Origin of the sequence: Micromonospora sp. WMMC273 (assembly GCF_027460285.1) — a bacterium.
Taxonomy (GTDB): domain Bacteria; phylum Actinomycetota; class Actinomycetes; order Mycobacteriales; family Micromonosporaceae; genus Micromonospora; species Micromonospora aurantiaca.
Genome location: NZ_JAPZBE010000001.1, coordinates 2,449,678 through 2,467,419, shown reverse-complemented (window position 1 = coordinate 2,467,419; position 17,742 = coordinate 2,449,678). Strand labels below are relative to the sequence as shown.

At 74.9% G+C, this 17,742-nt stretch carries 16 protein-coding genes; 12 read left to right on the top strand and 4 right to left on the bottom strand.

Going from position 1 to position 17,742, the window contains the following annotated elements:
- The first annotated feature begins 315 nt into the window (after positions 1-315).
- From O7611_RS11380 to O7611_RS11345, 8 genes are read left to right on the top strand one after another with little or no spacing between them, the layout of a single operon-like run.
- Positions 316-1,644: a DegT/DnrJ/EryC1/StrS family aminotransferase gene (locus tag O7611_RS11380; protein ID WP_194800094.1), complete on the top strand. Its 1,329-nt coding sequence runs from the start codon at positions 316-318 to the stop codon at positions 1,642-1,644.
- Positions 1,641-2,825 carry an MFS transporter gene (locus O7611_RS11375; RefSeq protein ID WP_269696784.1) on the top strand — a complete coding sequence of 395 codons (1,185 nt, stop codon included), beginning with the start codon at positions 1,641-1,643 and terminating at the stop codon, positions 2,823-2,825. The genes O7611_RS11380 and O7611_RS11375 overlap by 4 nt, the downstream gene beginning before the upstream one ends.
- Entirely contained in the window at positions 2,822-3,793 is a 972-nt protein-coding gene (locus tag O7611_RS11370; protein WP_269696783.1) for a sulfotransferase, read from the top strand. Before O7611_RS11375 ends, O7611_RS11370 begins: the two co-directional genes overlap by 4 nt.
- A 4-nt stretch (positions 3,794-3,797) precedes the next feature.
- A complete protein-coding gene (locus tag O7611_RS11365; RefSeq protein ID WP_269696782.1) occupies positions 3,798-4,628 on the top strand; it encodes an SDR family NAD(P)-dependent oxidoreductase in 831 nt (276 codons plus the stop codon).
- A 29-nt stretch (positions 4,629-4,657) separates the two neighbouring features.
- On the top strand, positions 4,658-5,497 hold the full coding sequence (locus tag O7611_RS11360; protein WP_194800090.1) for a class I SAM-dependent methyltransferase: 840 nt from the start codon (positions 4,658-4,660) through the stop codon (positions 5,495-5,497).
- 14 nt (positions 5,498-5,511) lie between these two features.
- Entirely contained in the window at positions 5,512-6,390 is an 879-nt protein-coding gene (locus tag O7611_RS11355) for a family 3 encapsulin nanocompartment shell protein (RefSeq protein ID WP_269696781.1), read from the top strand.
- Positions 6,391-6,403: 13 nt separating this feature from the next.
- The gene (locus O7611_RS11350; RefSeq protein WP_269696780.1) at positions 6,404-7,684 is read left to right on the top strand and encodes an NAD(P)/FAD-dependent oxidoreductase; all 1,281 of its coding nucleotides are present in this window, start codon (positions 6,404-6,406) and stop codon (positions 7,682-7,684) included.
- Positions 7,681-8,394 carry an aspartate/glutamate racemase family protein gene (locus O7611_RS11345; RefSeq protein WP_269696779.1) on the top strand — a complete coding sequence of 238 codons (714 nt, stop codon included), beginning with the start codon at positions 7,681-7,683 and terminating at the stop codon, positions 8,392-8,394. Before O7611_RS11350 ends, O7611_RS11345 begins: the two co-directional genes overlap by 4 nt.
- A gap of 226 nt (positions 8,395-8,620) precedes the next feature.
- On the opposite strand, the gene O7611_RS11340 is transcribed toward O7611_RS11345, so the two are convergent.
- Positions 8,621-9,253, bottom strand: coding sequence for a hypothetical protein (locus tag O7611_RS11340; protein ID WP_194800086.1), 633 nt, complete (start codon positions 9,251-9,253; stop codon positions 8,621-8,623).
- A 432-nt stretch (positions 9,254-9,685) separates the two neighbouring features.
- Between O7611_RS11340 and O7611_RS11335 the strand changes: the two genes are divergently transcribed.
- Both O7611_RS11335 and O7611_RS11330 read left to right on the top strand, forming a co-directional pair.
- Positions 9,686-12,475: a helix-turn-helix transcriptional regulator gene (locus O7611_RS11335; RefSeq protein ID WP_269696778.1), complete on the top strand. Its 2,790-nt coding sequence runs from the start codon at positions 9,686-9,688 to the stop codon at positions 12,473-12,475.
- A gap of 177 nt (positions 12,476-12,652) precedes the next feature.
- Complete coding sequence (locus tag O7611_RS11330) at positions 12,653-13,189, top strand: hypothetical protein (RefSeq protein ID WP_194800084.1); 537 nt, start codon at positions 12,653-12,655, stop codon at positions 13,187-13,189.
- Between the two features lie 10 nt (positions 13,190-13,199).
- On the opposite strand, the gene O7611_RS11325 is transcribed toward O7611_RS11330, so the two are convergent.
- Both O7611_RS11325 and O7611_RS11320 read right to left on the bottom strand, forming a co-directional pair.
- Positions 13,200-14,255: an acyl-CoA dehydrogenase family protein gene (locus tag O7611_RS11325; protein ID WP_194800083.1), complete on the bottom strand. Its 1,056-nt coding sequence runs from the start codon at positions 14,253-14,255 to the stop codon at positions 13,200-13,202.
- 15 nt (positions 14,256-14,270) lie between these two features.
- Positions 14,271-15,410 (bottom strand): acyl-CoA dehydrogenase family protein, encoded by a 1,140-nt coding sequence (locus tag O7611_RS11320; RefSeq protein WP_194800082.1) that lies wholly within the window; start codon positions 15,408-15,410, stop codon positions 14,271-14,273.
- 132 nt (positions 15,411-15,542) lie between these two features.
- Between O7611_RS11320 and O7611_RS11315 the strand changes: the two genes are divergently transcribed.
- On the top strand, positions 15,543-15,803 hold the full coding sequence (locus O7611_RS11315) for a hypothetical protein (protein WP_194800081.1): 261 nt from the start codon (positions 15,543-15,545) through the stop codon (positions 15,801-15,803).
- A gap of 37 nt (positions 15,804-15,840) precedes the next feature.
- On the opposite strand, the gene O7611_RS11310 is transcribed toward O7611_RS11315, so the two are convergent.
- Complete coding sequence (locus O7611_RS11310) at positions 15,841-16,449, bottom strand: NADPH-dependent FMN reductase (protein ID WP_269696777.1); 609 nt, start codon at positions 16,447-16,449, stop codon at positions 15,841-15,843.
- A gap of 194 nt (positions 16,450-16,643) precedes the next feature.
- Between O7611_RS11310 and O7611_RS11305 the strand changes: the two genes are divergently transcribed.
- Positions 16,644-17,732 carry a phosphotransferase family protein gene (locus O7611_RS11305; protein ID WP_194800080.1) on the top strand — a complete coding sequence of 363 codons (1,089 nt, stop codon included), beginning with the start codon at positions 16,644-16,646 and terminating at the stop codon, positions 17,730-17,732.
- Positions 17,733-17,742 lie beyond the last annotated feature (10 nt).

Here is a 17,742-nt window from a genome sequence, read left to right as displayed (position 1 = left end):
CCACCTTCGGCGGCAGAGGCGGGGCGCCGCACCGGCGGATCAGCGGGCCGGCAGCGACAATTCCGCATAGTCCACTGTCGGCACAGCCCGGCGCCGAACATATTCACGTCTATCTGTTGACGCGTACGGGATCGACGACAATCATTACTCTCGCTGGATCGACGTACCATGAATGTCGGATCTGGTGGCATTTCTTACCCCTCGACGGGATCGCGCCGGGACTGCGATTCCGCCGGGCGACCATGCCCGGCGCACGGCCCGGCCAATCCTATCGAGTCGCTAGGAATTGTCGCCGCTCGCCCGAGGAGTCCGCCGGTGGACGGGAACGACGACGCTCCCGCACCGAGCCCGCCGAGGCCGGTGCAGAACGGCTCTGAGCTGCCCGAACAGCTCGCCTTGCACGGCGGGCAGCCGGTGCGGCGTACGCCCTGGCCGACGTACGACAAGGGCGCCGTCTTCGTGCACAGCGAGGACGAGGACGCGGCTATTCGCGCCGTCCGCAGCCACCTCTACTTCCGATATGACCATCGGCCGCCTAATGAAACCGAATGCGGGCGGTTCGAGGCCGAGCTGTGTCGTTATTTCGGCACCCGGCACGCGCTGGCCGTTTCCAGCGGTACCGCCGCGCTGGCGCTCGCCCTGATGGGCGCCGGAGTGCCACCGGGCTCATTGGTGGCCTGCCCCGGATTCACTTTCGTCGCCACCCCCAGCGCCATTGTGCTGGCCGGTTGCCGGCCATTCCTGGTCGAGGTGGACGACGACCTGCGGATGGACCTCGACGACCTGCGCCGCCGGTGGCGGCCGGAGATCCGTGCCGTCATGGTCGTCCACATGCGCGGCTTCGCCGCCGACGTCGAAGCGCTGTCCGCGTTCGCCGCCGAGATGGGCGTGCCGCTCATCGAGGACGCGGTGCCGGCGCTCGGCGCCGAACTCAACGGGCGCAAGCTCGGCACGTTCGGGGCCGCCGGAGCGTTCAGCACCCAGTCCGACAAGGCGCTCAACTGCGGTGAGGGCGGCTTCCTCATCACCGACGACAGCACGCTGTTCGCGCGGGCGGTGGCGCTGTCCGGGGCGTACGAGGGACGGCTGCGGCGGCACTTCCCGCACGGCGAGCCGCCGCTGACCGGCCTGGACCTGCCGCTGCTGAGCCTGCGGATGGACGAGATCCGGGCGGCCCTGCTGCGCGCCGAGCTGACCCGGCTGCCGCAGCGGCTCGCCCTGTTCCACCGCAACTACGCCCACGTCAGCGCCGCGCTGTCCGGACTGCCCGGGATCGCGGTGCGGCGGCCGGTCGCGCCCGGGGCGTACCTCGGGGAGGCGTTCGTGTTCCGCGTGCCCGGCGGCGACGCGGGCTGGGGCGACGCGGGCTGGTTCGCCCGCGCGCTGCGGGCGGAGGGGATCGACGCCCGCAACATCGGCGCGGACGACGACCTCAACGTGCGGGCGTTCTGGAACTGGCGGTTCCTGTACGACAGCGCCGACCCGGGCGAGATCCGTGCGACGCTGCCTCGTACCGCACGGCTGCTGACCGAGACCGTCGACGTGCCGCTGTCATCGAACCTCACGCCCGAGGACTGCGACGACCTGGTCCGCGCGGTCCGCAAGGTGGCCGCCGCCCGTGAGACCGCCCTGGTCGGGTCGTGACCGGCGCGCACACTCCGGCCCGGCCGCTGCCCCGGCTCGCGCTGGCCGGGCTGCTCGGCGGACTGTTCACCGGCTACCTCGGACTGACAGCGGTGATCCCGGTGCTGCCCGGCTTCCTGCGCGAACGGCACGACGCCGGTGACCTCACAGTCGGCGTGGTGGTCACCGTGACCGCGGTGGCCGCGCTGCTGGTCCGGCCGGTCGCGGGCGCGCTCGCCGACCGGCACGGCCACCGCACGGTGATGCTGGCCGGGGCGCTCGTGGTGGCCGGCGGCGGCCTGCTCTACCTGGCCCCGCTGAGCGTGCCCGCGCTGGTCGCGGTCCGGCTGCTGCTCGGCGCCGGTGAGGCGGCGCTGTTCACCGCCGGTGCGGTGTGGATCGTGCAGCTCGCCCCGCACGAGCGGCGCGGTCAGCTCATCGGCCTGTACGGAGTGAGCATGTGGGGCGGCATCTCCGCCGGCACGTTCCTCGGCGCCACCGTGCAGCAGGCCGGCTATCCGGCGGTGTGGCTGCTCAGCGCGGTCGCCCCGGCGGTCGGCGCGGCGCTCGTCGCGCTGGTGCCCGCGCCGGCGCGTACCGCACCCGCCGCCAAGGGCGCCGGGCTGCTGCTGCGCCCGGCGCTGCTGCCCGGCATCGCGCTCACCTTCGGCGCCGCCGGGTACGCGGGTCTGGCCGCGTTCGTCGTGCTGCACCTGGACGCGCGGGGCATCGGCCACGGCGTGGTGGTGCTGAGCGTCTTCAGCGCCGTGTACGCCGGCACCCGCCTGGCCATCGGGCACCTGCCCGACCGGCTCGGCCCGCGCCGGGTGGCCACCTGGTGCGGGGTGGGCGAGGCGGTCGGCCTGCTGGTCATCGCGGTCGCGCCGAACCTGCCGGTGGCGGTGGCCGGCAGCGTGGTGATGGGCGTCGGGTTCTCCCTGCTGCACCCGTCGCTGGCGCTGATGGTGATGAACCGCACCGACCCGGCGCGGCAGGGCGCAGCGATCGGGGCGTACACCTCGTTCTGGGATCTGGGCCTGGCGGTGTGGGGGCCGGCGACCGGCCTGGTCGCCGCCGGTCTCGGTTATCCGGCGGTGTTCGTCGCGGGCGCGGCCGGCGCGGCGGTCGCCGCCGCGATGGCGCTGCGCATCGGCCGGCCGGCGCCCGCGCCCGCTCCGGCGGCGGAGGTACGCGCGGCATGAGCGCACCGGTGACCGTCCTGAGCGTCAACGGCTGGTGCCGCAACGGCAGCACCATCATCGGCAACGTGCTCGGCGAGGCACCCGGCGTGGTACACGTCGGTGAGCTGCACTTCCTGTGGAAGAACTCGACCGGGCGCGGCGTGAACGACAGGTGCGGCTGCGGCGCCGCGCTGACCGCGTGTCCGCTGTGGTCGGCGGTGCTGCCGCTGGGCCGTCCGGCCGGGATGTCGGCGGACGCGCACGCCGCCGAGGTGATCCGCCGGCAACGGGCCCGGCTGCGGACCCGGCACACGTGGCGGGTGCTGCGCCGGGGCGCGTACGACGCGGACACCCGGGCGCACGCCGACCTGCTCGGCGCGATCTACCGGGAGGTGGCCGCACGCACCGGCGCCCGCGTCATCGTGGACAGCACCAAGATCCCCGGCGAGTCGGCGTTGCTGCCGCACGTGCCGGGCGTCGAGGCGTACTGGCTGCACCTGGTGCGCGACCCGCGTGCGGTGGCGCACTCGTGGCGGGAGCCGAAGGAGTACGTCTACGCGATGTCGGCGGCGCGCAGCACCGCGTACTGGCACGGGTTCAACCTCGCGTCGGCGGCCATAAACAGGCGTCACCCGGACCGGTCGGCGTTCCTGCGCTACGAGGACTTCACCGCCGACCCGGCCGGCACGATCGGTGACCTGCTGAAACTGGTGGGCGTCGACCCGGCGGCCAACCCGGTACGGGACCGGAGCGTCGAGCTGCGCGGCAACCACACGGTCACCGGCAACCCGGACCGCTTCCGGACCGGCCGGACCGTCATCCGGGACCGCGACGACGGGTGGCGGCGCACGCTGACCGGCCGGCAACGGCTCGCAGTGGCGGCGCTGGCCTGGCCGCTGTCCACCCGGTACGGCTACCGGTCCGGCGGGCCGGCCGGCGACCCGGCGTACCCCGGCGCGGCGGCCCGCGTCGGCGAGACGGAGAGGTGAGGACGTGGATCTGGGGCTCAAGGGCCGGGTGGCGCTCGTCGCCGGCGGCACCAGCGGCATCGGGCTGGCCTGTGCGAAGGAGTTCGCCGCGGAGGGCGCCCACGTGGCGGTCTGCGGGCGTGACCCGCAGCGGCTCGCCGCCGCCGAGCGGGAGCTGACGGCGGTGGCGTCCGGCCGGGTCAGCGCGACCGGCGTGGACCTCACCGACACCGGCGCCGCCGCCCGCTGGGTGGACCGGGTCGCCGCCGAACTGGGCGGCGTGGACGTGCTGCTGGTCAGCGGCGGCAGCCCGCCGGTCGGCACCGCCACCGGCTTCGACGCCGACGACTACCGGTCGGCTGTCGACCGGGTGCTCCTGCCGGCGGTCGCGGTGTCGCTCGCCGCGCTGCCGCACATGCGCGCCGCGGGCTGGGGCCGCCTGCTGCTGGTGGCCTCCGAGACCGCCTGCGTGCCGATCGGCCCGCTCGTGCTGTCCGGGGTGACCCGGGCGGCGCTGGTCCGCTTCGCGCAGGGCCTCGCCGTCGACGTGGGCCGCGACGGCATCACCGTCAACGTGCTCGCGCCCGGCGGGGTGCGGACGCCGCCGATGGAACGCGCCGCGGCCCGGCTCGCCGGCACCGACGGCGACGTCGAGGCGCGGCTGGCCGCGATGGGCCACCACAGCGCCGTCGGCCGGCTGGCCCGGCCCGAGGAGGTGGCCGCGGTGGCCGCGTTCCTGGCCGGCGAACGCGCGTCGTACGTGACCGCCGGGGTGCACCTGATCGACGGCGGCGCCTCCGCCACCGGCCCCGACCTCCCCCACCTCACCGGCGTCCGCAAGGACACCTACGCCTGACCCACCGACCGCCGCACAAGGGAGTGCCCATGTCCACGACCAGCCGGTTCACCGAGCGGGACGTCTCCGAGTTCTTCGACCAGACCACGCAGACGTACCTCAGTTTCTGGGACAGCGAGGGCGTGCTGCACACCGGCTACTTCGCCGGGGAGGACGACACCGACTACCACGCGGCGGCCGACCGGACCTCCGACATCCTCGCCGCCGACGCCGGGATCGACGCCTCGGCGAACGTGCTCGACGTGGGCTGCGGCTGCGGCAACTTCCTGCTGCGCCTGGCCGAGCGCACCGGCTGCCGGGGCGAAGGGCTGGACCTGAGCATCGAGCGGGTGCGCTTCGCCGAGCAGCGGCGCGCCGAGCGGGGCCCCTCGCTCCCGGTGTCGTTCCGGCACGGCTCGGCCACCGCCCTGCCGTACGACGACGGCACGTTCACGCACGTGGTCAGCCAGGACGCGCTGTTCCTGGTGCCGGACAAGCCGCGCAGCCACGCCGAGATGTTCCGGGTGCTCGCCCCCGGCGGGGTGCTCGCGGTGTCCGACTTCCTCCAGCCCACCGAGCGGATCGGCGAGGCGGCCCGCAGGCACGTCTACGACCGGGTGCGCTGGAACGACGGCTACTCGCTCGACGGCTACCGCCGGGCGCTAAGCGAGGCCGGGTTCGTGGACGTGGTCGCGCGCAGTCTCGACGCGCACATCAGGCAGACGTACCGGGTGCTGGGCCGCACCGCCCGGGAGCGTGCGGAGACGACGGCGGACGAGGCGGCGCGGACCTGGATCCTCGGCTTCGCCGACTCGTGCGACGAGATCCAGGCGGCGATCGACAGGGGCGAGTTCGGCTGGGGCATGTTCGTCGCCCGCAAGCCGGCCTGAGGGAGGGACAGCAGATGTCGCAGCGCACCGACACCGTGAAGCGGACGATCGCCGAGGTGGTCGCCGAGCGGAGGACGCAGATGTCGCCCGGCGCGACGTTCGTCGAGGCGTTCACCAAGGACGGCTTCGACACCAGCGTCGACTACGACGTGACGATCACCGACTCGCTCACCAGTTCCCGGCGCAAGCCCCGCTACCCGTCGCGGAACATGCTCAAGGTGGTGGACCTGTCCCGGGATCCGCAGGACTTCTACTGGCACGAGAGCCCGCCCCGGCCGGACGACCCGGCGGTGGACGGCGCCGACCTGCGCCGGGAGGCGGCGAACCACTTCCACCGCTCCCCCATTCCGCCGCTGCTCACCACCACCGCCTGGGTGCAGGTGCCGGACACGCTGTGGGAGGACCCGGTCAGCTTCGCGCAGTTCATCGACTACCGGCTGGTGGTGCGGCTGGCGACGGCGGAGAACCACACGATCCTGCGCGGTGAGGGCGGGCTGCTGACCATGCCGGACCTGGGCCGGCTCACCGACCCGGGACCGTTCGCGTCCACCGTCCTGGCCGCGTGCAACGAGGTCGAGCAGATGGGCAGCACCGCCGACGGGCTGATCATCAACCCGGCCGACTACTACCGGCTGCTGGGCAGCGGCTCGCTGATGCGCGACGTGGAGGACAACGGCGTGTTCATCGTGCGTACCCGGCTGGTCGACCCGGGCACCGCGATCGTCGGGGACTTCGGCCACGGCGCGCTGCTGTTCGACGCCGGCCGGTCCACCATCGGGTTCGCGGAGCCGCCGCCGGGCACGTTCGCCGAACCCGGGGTGGCGTTGCGCGCCGAGATCTGGGAACGGGTCGTGGTGAACCTGCCCACCTGCTTCTTCGTCGTCACGCTCTGACCGGCGGCGACCGATGACGACGCCGGGCCGTACCGACCCCGACGTGCTGGTGGTCGGCGCGGGCGTGGTGGGCCTGTGCTGCGCCTGGTTCCTGCGCCGCGCCGGGCTCAGCGTGACGGTGGTGGACCGGGGCGAGGTCGGTGACCCGGCGGCCTGCTCGGCCGGGAACACCGGTTTCGTCGGCACCCAGGGCTCGGCGCCGCTGGCCGAGCCGGGGGTGCCGGCCACCGGGATCCGCTGGCTGTTCAGCCCGCAGAGCCCGTTCGCGGTCCGGCCCCGGCTGGACGGCGCGCTGCTGGCCTGGCTGTGGCACTTCCGCCGGCACTGCACCGAACGGCACGCCCGCGCCGGCTTCGAGACGCTGCTCGCGCTCAAGCAGCGCAGCCTCACGCTGCTGCGCGAGATCTGCGCCGAGGACGAGCTGGCCGGGACGCTCACCGAACGCGGCATGATCCTGGCCTGCCACACCGAGCAGGGGTACGCGAAGGCACGCCGGACGATCCCGGCGGCCACCGCGCGCGGCGTGCCGCTGCGGGAGCTGGACCGGGCCGAGCTGGCCCGGCTGGAACCCGGTGTCGACTTCGCGGTGGCCGGGACGCTGCTCAACGAGGAGGGCGCCGCGCTGCGCATCCCGGCGTTCCTGGTGGCGCTCGCGGCGGCGCTGCGGGCGCGGGGCGTGGACGTCGTCACCGGGGCGGAGGTACGCGGCTTCGAGGTGACCGGGCGACGGGTACGCGCGGTGCGCACCAGCAGGGGCGAGCTGCGCCCGGCCGAGGTGGTGATCGCCGCCGGGGTGTGGTCGGCGACCTGCGCCCGGATGCTCGGCGTCGGGCTGACGCTGCAACCGGCGAAGGGCTACACCGTCACGCTGCCCGCCGGCCCGGGGACACCCACCCGGCCGGTGCTGCTCAGCGAGGGCAAGGTCGCGGTGATGCCGCTGGGTGACCGGGTACGCGTCGGCGGCACGCTGGAACTGTCCGGGCTGGACACGTCGATCTCGCCGCGCCGCGTCGACGGGATCCTGCACACCGCACGGCGGTACCTGCCGGCACTGGACACCGGCCGGCGGCTGGACGTGTGGAGCGGACTGCGGCCGTGCACCCCGGACAGCCTGCCGCTGATCGGGCGGGCCGGCGCCTACGACAACGTCAGCGTGGCCACCGGGCACGGGCACATCGGGATGGGCCTGGCACCGGCCGGTGGGCAACTGCTCGCCCAGCTCGTCTCCGGCGCCGAGCCGGACCTGCCGCTGGACACGTTCGCGGTGGACCGCTTCCGGAAGGGGATCTCGTGAACGACCGGCCGGAGATCGGCGTGCTCTGCCTCGACACCAGCTTCGACAAGATCCCCGGTCACATCCGCAACCCGGACACGTTCGACTTCCCGGTGCGCTACCGGGTGGTGGAGGGCGCCACCCCGCAGCGGCTGGTCCGCGAGGCCGACCCGACGCTGCTGCGACCGTTCGTCGACGCGGCCCGTGACCTGGAGGCGGCCGGGGTCGCCGGGATCACCGGCGCGTGCGGGTTCCTCGTGCTGTTCCAGGCCGAACTCGCCACCGCCGTACGCGTCCCGCTGTGGTCGTCGAGCCTGGTGCAACTGCCGATGGTGCACCGGATGGTCGGGCGCCCGGTCGGGCTGCTGGTCGCCGACGAGGCGGCGCTGACCCCGCGTCACCTGGCCGCGATCGGCGCGGCCGACGTGCCGGTGGCGGTCACCGGCATGGCCGGGCAGCCGGAGTTCCGCGAGGTGATGCTGGAGGGCCGGCGCGACGCCCTGGACGTCGAGCGGCTGGCGGCCGAGGTGGACGAGCGGGTCGACGCGGTGGCCGCCGCGCACCCGGATCTGGGGGCGCTGGTCGTCGAGTGCACGGACCTGGTGCCGTTCGCCCACCGGATCCAGGCGCGGCTGGGTGTGCCGGTGTTCGACATCGTCACGTTGACGACGATGGCGTACGCGAGCCTCACCCGGGGGCCGTACCACCGGAAACAGCGCGGACCGCAATGAGGAGCTGTCGGAGAACTGCGCCGGAAACCGCCGGTTTCGTACCCGGCCGGGGCGCAACGACAACGGATGCGCCGCTGACGTGCGGCACTTCCGCCGATTGGTCAATAATTGCGGCCGGAAGAAGTGGGCAAACGGCTGGAACAACTGTTCCGTGGGCGCGCTCCCAGGCTCCCGAATCGACGCAGGGTGAACCGGCGGTGGCAGTTTCGGTGAACGGTCACCGCGGTCAGCCGCACCAGTCGTAACCGGGCGCGCGGCGGGTGCGGTGCGCCCGCAACGGGACGCCGGAGGTGACGGCGAGCACCGCCCGCCGCGCGGTCGCCTCGATCCGCCGGCTGTCCGCCCCGGTGAGGCCGATCTGGTTGAGCAGACACCGCAGCGGGGTGGTCAGCTCGTCCGGTCCGCCGGCCACCGGGACGATCCCCGACCGGCGCAGCACCGCGGTCCACCGCGCCACCCAGCCGCGCCCCTCGGCGAGCAGCCCGGCCACGCCGCGCAGCCGCGCCGGCACCCCGGGTTGCGGCGACCGCAGCCACTCCACGCAGTGCGGACAGGCGTCCGTCCCGGCCGGCGTGACGCGCGCCGAGCCGGGGTACGCGGCGGCGACCCCGGCGCACAGGAACGTGGCGAGGGCGAGATCGCAGCCCGTCCGGATCCGCGCCGGGCGGGTGGCGGTCGCCGCGATGATCTCCAGGGCGAGCGCACTGGACTGCTCCCGCAGGTCGGTGTGGCGTACCGGCAGCGCGCCGGGCTCGGGGCACACGGTCACCGGCCGGCCGGCGCTGCGGCCGGCGAGCACGAGACCGGCCAGCCGGGCCCGGACCACGCCGGGGTCGGTGCAGCGGCCGTGCACGTGCACGTCGGCGGAACCGCGCCGGTCGTAATACCAGCCGGTAACCTCACCGCTTCGGTGCAAGCCCGAAAAGAGCGGACCGATACCCCTCGTCAGAAAGGAGTCGGCATGGGTCGAACGGCCCGGTAACGGACAGTGCAACAGCACCCAGTCACCGGTTTCCTGACCTCGTTTGCGCATGGGCGAACCCTTTCCGCGAAACACCGCGACCAGTGTCGATCGCCGGCCCGTCGTCGACAGTGGGGGAAACCCCACATTGCATCGGGGCGTTAGGGTTCGTGGCGTCAACAACCGTCGATTACGCCGGTATCCGGCGCAACGGTGCACCCGCCCGGCGCCGTGCCGAGCGACGGCACATCATGGACGGCAACGCCCGGGCGGAGCAGGCCGGGGTCGGGCGCCCGCCCGGCGCACGTCCCGAAAGGATGCAGGTGTCCGATGGCGAGCCTCGACGACGACCCGGAGGGAGCCGAACCGGCGTCGTTCGTGGGCCGGGCACCCCTGCTGGCGGCGGCCCGCCGGGCCGTCACCGCGGCGGCCGACGGCACGTCCACCGTCCTTGAACTGCCCGGCGCGCCGGGGATCGGGAAGACGGCGCTGCTCGAACGCTGCGGACGCCTCGCCCGCGCCGCTGGACTGAACGTGCTGTCCGCGGTCGGGCGCGCCCCCGCGACGTACGCGATGCTCGCCCCGCTCTGGCGCTCCCACGACGGCGCGCGCGGCCGGCGTGACCCGAGGTCACGGCTGCTCGCGGCGCTCGCCGCCGGGCACAGCCGGCAGGGCGGCCCGATGCTGCTGGTCGACGACGCGCACCTGGCCGACGCGTCCTCACTGGAGCTGATCGGCGAGCTGGTCCGCAATCCGCCGGCCGGGCTGGTCCTCGTGCTGGCGTACCGGCTGGCCCGGATGTCGGCCCCGCTGGCCGCGGCTCTGGCGGTGACCAGCGGCCGGCACGAACGCCTGGAGGTGCCGCCGCTGTCGGTGGTCGAGGTCGGGCGGATGCTGGCCCAGCCGTGCCACCGCGCGGAGCGCATCCACGCGCTGGGCGGGGGCAACCCGCTGTACAGCCAGGCGTACCGGCACCTCGACGACGACTGCCTGGACCCGAGCCGGCACCAGCCCGTCGACCTGGCCGAGGCGCTGCCGCCCGAGGTGGTGCGGGTGCTCGCGCCGGAACTGGCGCTGCCGCCGACGGAACGGGCCGTGGCCGAGGCCGCCGCGGTGCTCGGAGTGAGCTTCGACCCGACGCTGATCGCCGCCATGTGCGAGCTGGACCCGCAGGACTGCCAGGACCTGACCGACCGGCTCGTCGCCCGCGAGGTGCTGCGCGCCGATCTGCACGAGGAGCCGGCGCTGCGGTTCCGGCACCCGGTGCTGTGCGCCGCGGTCTACCAGCAGGTGCCGCCGGGACGCCGCCGCACGCTGCACGCCACCGCCGCCCGGGTGCTGCGCGAGCTGGGCCATCCCGCGCCCGCCTACGCCGACCACCTGGCCCGATCGGCCCGCCCGGGCGACACGGACGCCGCCCGTACGCTGCTCTCCGCCGCCGGTCATCCGTTCGTGCCGGCGGCGGACACCGTGCGCTGGCTGTCGGTGGCCGCGCGTCTGGCCCCGTCGGCGTCGGCGCGCTCCGGGCTGCCCCCGGCCGAAGGGCTGCACCTGGCCGACGCGCTGGTGCGCGCCGGCCGGGTTGCCGACGGGCGGGGGGTGCTTCAGGACGTCGCGGCCCGGTCGGACGGGGACGTGCGGGCGGAGGCGGTCCTGGCCCAGGCCCGGGTGGAACGGCTGCGCGGGCAGAGCCGCCTCGGGTACACGCTGCTGCGTGACCTGATGCCGGAGCCGCACACCGCGCCGCTGCCCGGACGGCTGACCGCGGCCGTCGCCGCGGAACTGGCGATCTGCGGGGCGCTGGCCGGTGAGCGGGAGGCGGCCCGCTACGCCGCGCTGGCCCGGCGGACCGGCGGGGAGGCCGGCCGCCCGGTGGAGGCGGCGTGGTTCGGGGTGGTCTCGGCGTTCGCCGCCTGCTACGTGCCGAGCACAGTGGACGTGACGGCGACAGTGGCCGACGCCACGGCGGCCGCCGACGCCTCGACCGACGCCGAGCTGAGCACCCACCTGGACGTGCTGGCGCTGCTCGGCTGGGTGGAGTTGCTCCAGGGCCGCGAGACGCGCGCGATCCGGCACTTCGACCGGGCCCTGCGCATCGCCACCACCGCCCGCAACGATGTGCTGGTGCCGTATCTGCGCAGCGGGCGGTCCTGCGCCGCCCGCCAGCTCGGCCTGCTGGACCAGGCGCGCGCGGACGCCGTCGAGGCCGAGCGGTACGCCGACCGGCTCGAGCTGGACACCATGCACCGGTTCGCGCGCATCATGCGGACCGCCGTCGTGTACTGGCAGGACGGGCCGGCCGCGGCGCTGCGCCTGGCCGAGCCGGTCGTGCGCAGTTCGGCCGACGACTGGTTCGGCTCGGTCGTCCAGCGCATCCACGCGCAGATGCGCGACGAGTGCGCCGACCGCGCCAACACGCTGACGTTGCTGATCCGGGCCTGCGGCGGGACGACGCTGCGCGCGGTGGACGTGTGCCACCGGCCCTACTGGGCCGCGACGCTGTCCGGCGCGGCCCGGCGGCGGGGCGACGTCGAGGAGGCCCGGCGCTGGGTGCAACAGGCCGAACGGCACGCGGGCGCGTGTGACCTGCCGGGGCAGCAGGCGCACGTGGCGCTGGCCCGGGCGCGGATCGCGATGGCCACCGACCTGCCCGCCGCGGCGGCCGGCGCGGCCGGCGCCGCCGAGGCGTTCGCCCAGCTCGGCTGGCCGCTGGAGGAGGCCGCCGCGCGTCTGGTGCACGCCAAGGCGCTGGACGGGCTGCACGACTGGCAGGCCGCCGAGGCGAGCCTGGCCCAGGTGCGCCGTATCGCCGAGGCGTGCGGCGCCCGGATCCTGCACCGGGCCTCGATCAGCGCGCAGAGCCGGTTGCTGGGCCGGGCCGGTCGTGCCGGCCGGCGGACCTCCGGGCCACCGGCCGACATGCCGACGCTGACCCGCCGGGAACGGGAGATCGTCCAGCTCATCGCGACCGGCATGAGCAACAGCGAGGCGGCGGAGCGGCTCTACGTCACGGTCAAGACCGTCGAGGCACACCTGACCCGCATCTTCCGTAAGGTCGGGGTGTCGTCACGCTCCGCGCTCATCGCCTCGATGATGGACCCCGGCACCGACGAGTATTGAGTCTCTGTGCTGGGGTCCGGCGATTCCGCGTTCGCCGCTTGGTGTATTGCGTCTTCTGTTCCGCTACGATGTGTCAACCGTGCTTCGACGCAAGCCGCGCACCCTACCTCCGACGCCCGGGCCGCGCCACCGCGGGACCAGAAACTCTGGACCGCAGGTGCCCGAAGAAGGCATGACATGAACGAATACATCGTCACCATCGTCCCCGTCGTCGACGACAGCTTCGCCAGTCCGGCGGTGCAGACGCGGGTCCGCCTCGAACTCGAGGGCGGCCGTCCGACGGTCAAGGAGGTCGTGATCCAGCCGGTCGAGGGCGCGGAGATGCGCGGCGGCGAGCTTCCGTACGTCAATCTCGAACTGCTGCTGTCCGCGTTCATCCCGGGTGCCGCCGGGGACCGGCCGGGCGTGTCGGTGACCGGTGGCGCCCTCCCCCGGGTCAGCACCGGCGCGGCCGAGCCGGCGCGTGCCGAACCGGCGAGCCCGACGGCCGGGCGGTCCCGCAAGGGCGGGCTGAGCCGCAAGCCGTCCGCGACCGCCCGGATCCAGGCCGGGCGGGCGTACCGGCGGGCGCCGCAGGACGACGAGCTGGAGGCCGTCTACCGGCAGACCGGCACGATCGCCGGGGTGGCCGGGCACTTCGGAGTCCCCGCGCACACCGCGCAGGGCTGGATCACCCGGTTGCGCCGCAAGCACTCCGCGGCCACCGACAGCTGAACCCCGGGCGTCAGGCCGCGGCGAGGACCATCGCGGCCAGCTCGGCCCGCAGATCCGACGCCGTACCGGCGAAGTCCTGGTGCCACAGCGCCCGGCGGTACCAGCGATGGGCCGGATGCGCCCAGGTGAACCCGGCCGCGCCGAGCGTCTGGATCGCGGCCTCGGTGGCGGTGAGCGCCGCCTCCCGCGCGGCCAGTGACGCCGCGACGACCTCCGGCTCCGCGCCGGGCTCCCGCTCCGCGACGCACCAGGCGGCGCGGTAGGCGAGCGACCGCGCCGTCTCGATCCGGGCGTACGCCTGGGCGAGCGGGTGCGACACCGCCTGGTTGGCGCCGATCGGGCGGCCGAACTGCACCCGGTCGCGGGCGTGGGCGACGGCGATCTCGTGGGCCCGGCGGGCGATTCCCACCGCCTCGCAGGCGAACAGCGCCAGCGCCAGCCGCCGGGTGTCGGCCAGTACCCGGCGGGTGTCCAGCCACAGGTCCTCCGCCGGCGCGCCGGCGAGGTCCACCCGGCACTCGGCGCGGGTGGCGTCCCACGGCGCCGGCAGCGGGACGCGACGGGTCGCCGCGAGGTCGGCGAGGTACAGGCCGGGGCCGTCGGGCCCTCGGGCGACCACCACCGCCGAGGTGGCGGCCAGGCCGTCGACGACGCGTTCCTTGCGGCCGTGCAGCCGGACCGCGTCCCGGTCCGGTGCCGCCCGGCAGCCGGGCAGGTGCGCCTCGTCGAGACGGGCCCGCCCGGCGGGTGCCTCCGCCCACGCCAGCGCCACCGGGCCGGCCGGCGGCTGACCGGCGGCCCGCAGCGCCGGGCCGGCCAGCGCGACGGTGGTCAGCCAGGGCTCGCGGTGCAGCCCGTAGCCGCACTCCTCGGCGAGCACGCCCCACTCGACCGCGCCGAGGTCGGCGTCGAGCCAGCCGAGCGTGCCGAGCGTCTTCCAGGCGGCCTCGCGCCGGGCCGGGTCGGTCTCCGGGACACCGGCGGCGTCGGGGGACTGCTGCTCGGCCAGGTACCGGCGGGCGGTCTCGGCGAGGGCGAGTTGTTCCGGGGTGAACGCGAAGCGCACGGTCCCTCCACGGGTTCAGCGTGATCGGGGCAGGCCGAGCACCCGCTCGGCGAGGACGTCGCGCAGCACCTCGCTGGTGCCGCCCTCGATGGTGTTGCCCCGGCTGCGCAGCAGGCGGTCCCGCCACAGCGCCGTGGCGTGTTCGTCGGCCGCGGCGACCTCCGCGCCCAGGTGCGCCAGCCGCTGGTTGGCCTGCGACCAGAGCAGCTTCACCACCGAGGTACGGGGACCGGGTTCGCCGCCCTCGGCCAGCTCGGCCAGCAGCCGCAGGTTGGTCCAGCGCAGCGCGGTCAGGTCCGTCCAGACGGTGGCGAGGCGGTCGCGGACGCCCGGGTCGTCGGCCAGCGGGGAGGCCCGCAGCAGCGCGACGAACTGGCGCAGGTGCTCCTCCAGCCGGGCGGTGAGGGTGAAGCCGAACGTGCCGCGCTCGTGGGCCAGGGTCGTCATCGCCACTCGGAACCCGTCACCGGGCTCGCCGAGCACCGCGCCGGCCGGCACCCGCGCGCCGTCGAACGAGATCTCCGCGAAGTCCGCGCGCCCGGTGATCTGCCGTAGCGGCCGTACCGTCACGCCCGGCGTCCGCAGGTCCACCAGCAGGCAGGTGAGTCCGCGGTGGCGTTGTCCGCCGGTACGCGCGAGCAGCAGGCAGTGGTCGGCGACGGCGGCGTACGAGGACCACAGCTTCTGCCCGTCGACGACGTAGGCGTCAGCGTCGATTCGCGCGGTGGTGGCCACGGCGGCCAGGTCGCTGCCCGCCTCGGCCTCGGAGAAGCCCTGGCAGAACAGCAGGTCCCCGCGCATGATGCCGGGCAGGTAGCGGGCCCGTTGCGCGGGCGTGCCCCAGGCGACGACCGTCGGGCCGACCATGCCCAGCCCGATCACGCCGGCCTGTTCGGTGGCGCCCCGGCGGGCCGACTCCTCCAGGAAGATCGCCTGGTGCCCGAGCGGCAGCCCCCGGCCGCCGTACTCGACCGGCCAGCCCAGTCCGGCGTAACCGGCGGCGTGCAGGCGGCGCGCGTACGTGGTCAGGAAGTCCCTGTCGAACCAGCGGGCCCGGGCGGCGGCCGGGTCGTCCACGGCCGGGACCGCCTCCGCGAGCCAGGCACGTGCCCGGGCCCGGAAAGCGGCCTCGTCGGGCGAGTCACGCAGGTCCATGACCGGACGCTAGCCGACCCACCCGGCAAAGGCGAGATACACGAAGCGACAAGGCATGACAGGCGACACCGGCTCTCCTAGGATCACTGGCGGATCCGGGCCGCCGAACGCCCCGGTCGAGAGGAGCATCGGGTGACCGACACCGAGACCGCCGGCCAGCGCCCCGGCGCCGGAACGCTGAGCTTCGCCCGCGACATCCGGCCGCTGTTCCGCGAGATGGACGTGGCCGAGATGACGTTCCTGCTGGACCTGACCAGCCTGGACGACGTCCGGGACTACGCCGAGTCCATCCTGGAGCGGGTCGCGGACGGCTCCATGCCCTGCGACGCGCCGTGGGAGGCGGAGAAGGTCGAGCTGTTCCGCAACTGGATCGCACAGGGCATGGCCGCCTGACCGGTCCGGAGCCGGGCCGGGCCGGCTCCGGACCGCCCTACACGAACGTGAGCAGGGACGGATCGGGCAGCATCGGCAGGATCGGATCCGCGACCGCGGGCAGCACCCCGGCCAGGACCGGCGCGGCCGCTGAGCACCACCGCCCCACCACGTCGTCGAGCCGGTCGAACTGCGACTCCAGCACGGACAGCCCGGGCACCGGCACGCTGGCGTCCAGCGCCAGCAGCAGCGGCCGCAGGTGGCTGTCGACGGCGTGCTGGTCGGCCGCGCGCGCCGCGGTCATCACCGGTATCGCCACCGTCGCGGCCAGCGCCCGCCGGGGAAGCGGGTCCACGAACAGCTTGAGCAGCCCGGTGTAGGAGCCCTTGAACGTGGGCGTGGCCACCAGCAGCAGCCGGGCCGACGTCACCTGCCGGTACGCCTCGGCCAGCGCCGCCGGCGGCGGCTGCGCCCAGTCGGCGGTGGAAAGCAGCGGGGTCAGCCCCGACAGGTCCACCACGGACGGCTCGGCCAGGCGTACGCCGCGCGCGGCCAGGCACTCCACCAGCGTGTCCGCCGCCCGGCGCGCCACGTTCGCGGTGCGCGACCCGGCACGCGGGTTGCCCAGCAGGACCGTCACCGGGTGCGGCCCGTTCGACTCGATCACCACACGGCTCCCCTCGCGCCACCGGCCCGGACGGGGCGACGGCGGTCCTCCGCGCCGGTGCACCCGGCGGGTTCACGTCGCTATCCTCGCCGATGACGCATCAGTGTCGATACGAGATACGGAGTGCGAGTGCCGATCGCGCGCATCCTCCAGGCCGTCGTCAGTCCCCGCGCCGCGTCACCGGCCGGGCCCCGATGAGCGCCCCCGCTCCGGTGACCGTGCCGGTGCGTCCGTTCCGGGAGCCCGGCCTGGTCACCCCCGACCGGCTCACCGAGGTGCTGGTCGCCGCCGGCGCCGCCGCCCCCGGTGACCGGGTCGACGCGGTCACCGCCACCCCGCTCGGGCTGGGCAAGCTCGGGCACAACGTCCGGTACGAGCTGGCCTGGGCCGGCGGGAGCGGACCGGCCAGCGTCGTCGGCAAGTTCCCGGCGCTGGACGAGCGCAGCCGCCACACCGGGCAGGGCAGCGACGCGTACCGCCGGGAGGTGGCGTTCTACCGGGAGCTGGCCGGCGCTCTGCCGCTGCCGGTGCCGCGCTGCTACGCGGCCGGGTACGACGAGTCCTCCGGCGACTTCGTGCTGTTGCTCGGTGACGCCGCGCCGGCCCGCCCCGGCGACCAGCTCACCGGCTGCACCGTGGACGAGGTGGCGACCGTGCTGACCGGGCTCGCCGCGGCGCAGGCCGAACACTGGGACCGCCCGGCGCCCGGCTGGCTGCCGGTGCGCGGCGCGGACGGCGGACGGCGGTTGGGCGCGGCGTACCGGCTCACCGCCGGAGCCTTCACGGAACGCTTCGGCGACCTGCTCTCCCCCGCCGCGCTCGGCGTCGTGGAGGCGCTGCGCACCCGGATCCGGGGCTGGGTGCGGGCGGACCGGCCGCCGCTGACGCTGCTGCACGGCGACCTCCGGGTGGACAACCTGCTGTTCACCGACGGCCCGGAACCGGCGGTGACGGTGGTGGACTGGCAGACCGTCCAGCTCGGACCGGGGCCCAGCGACGCCGCGTACCTGGTGGGCGGCAGCCTGCCCACCGACGTGCGCCGGGCGCGGGAGGCGGAGCTGTTCGCGTCGTACCACGACGCCCTGCGCGCCGCCGGGGTGCGGTGGAGCCGCGACGAGTGCTGGCGCTCGTACCGGGTGAACACCGTCGCCGGCCTGCACATGACCGTCGTCGGGGCGATGCTCGTCGCCCGCGACGGGCGCGGCGACGCGATGTTCGTGGCGATGGCCGAACGGCACGCCGCGCACGTCACCGACCTCGACGCGCTGACCCTGCTGAGCTGAGATCGGAGCG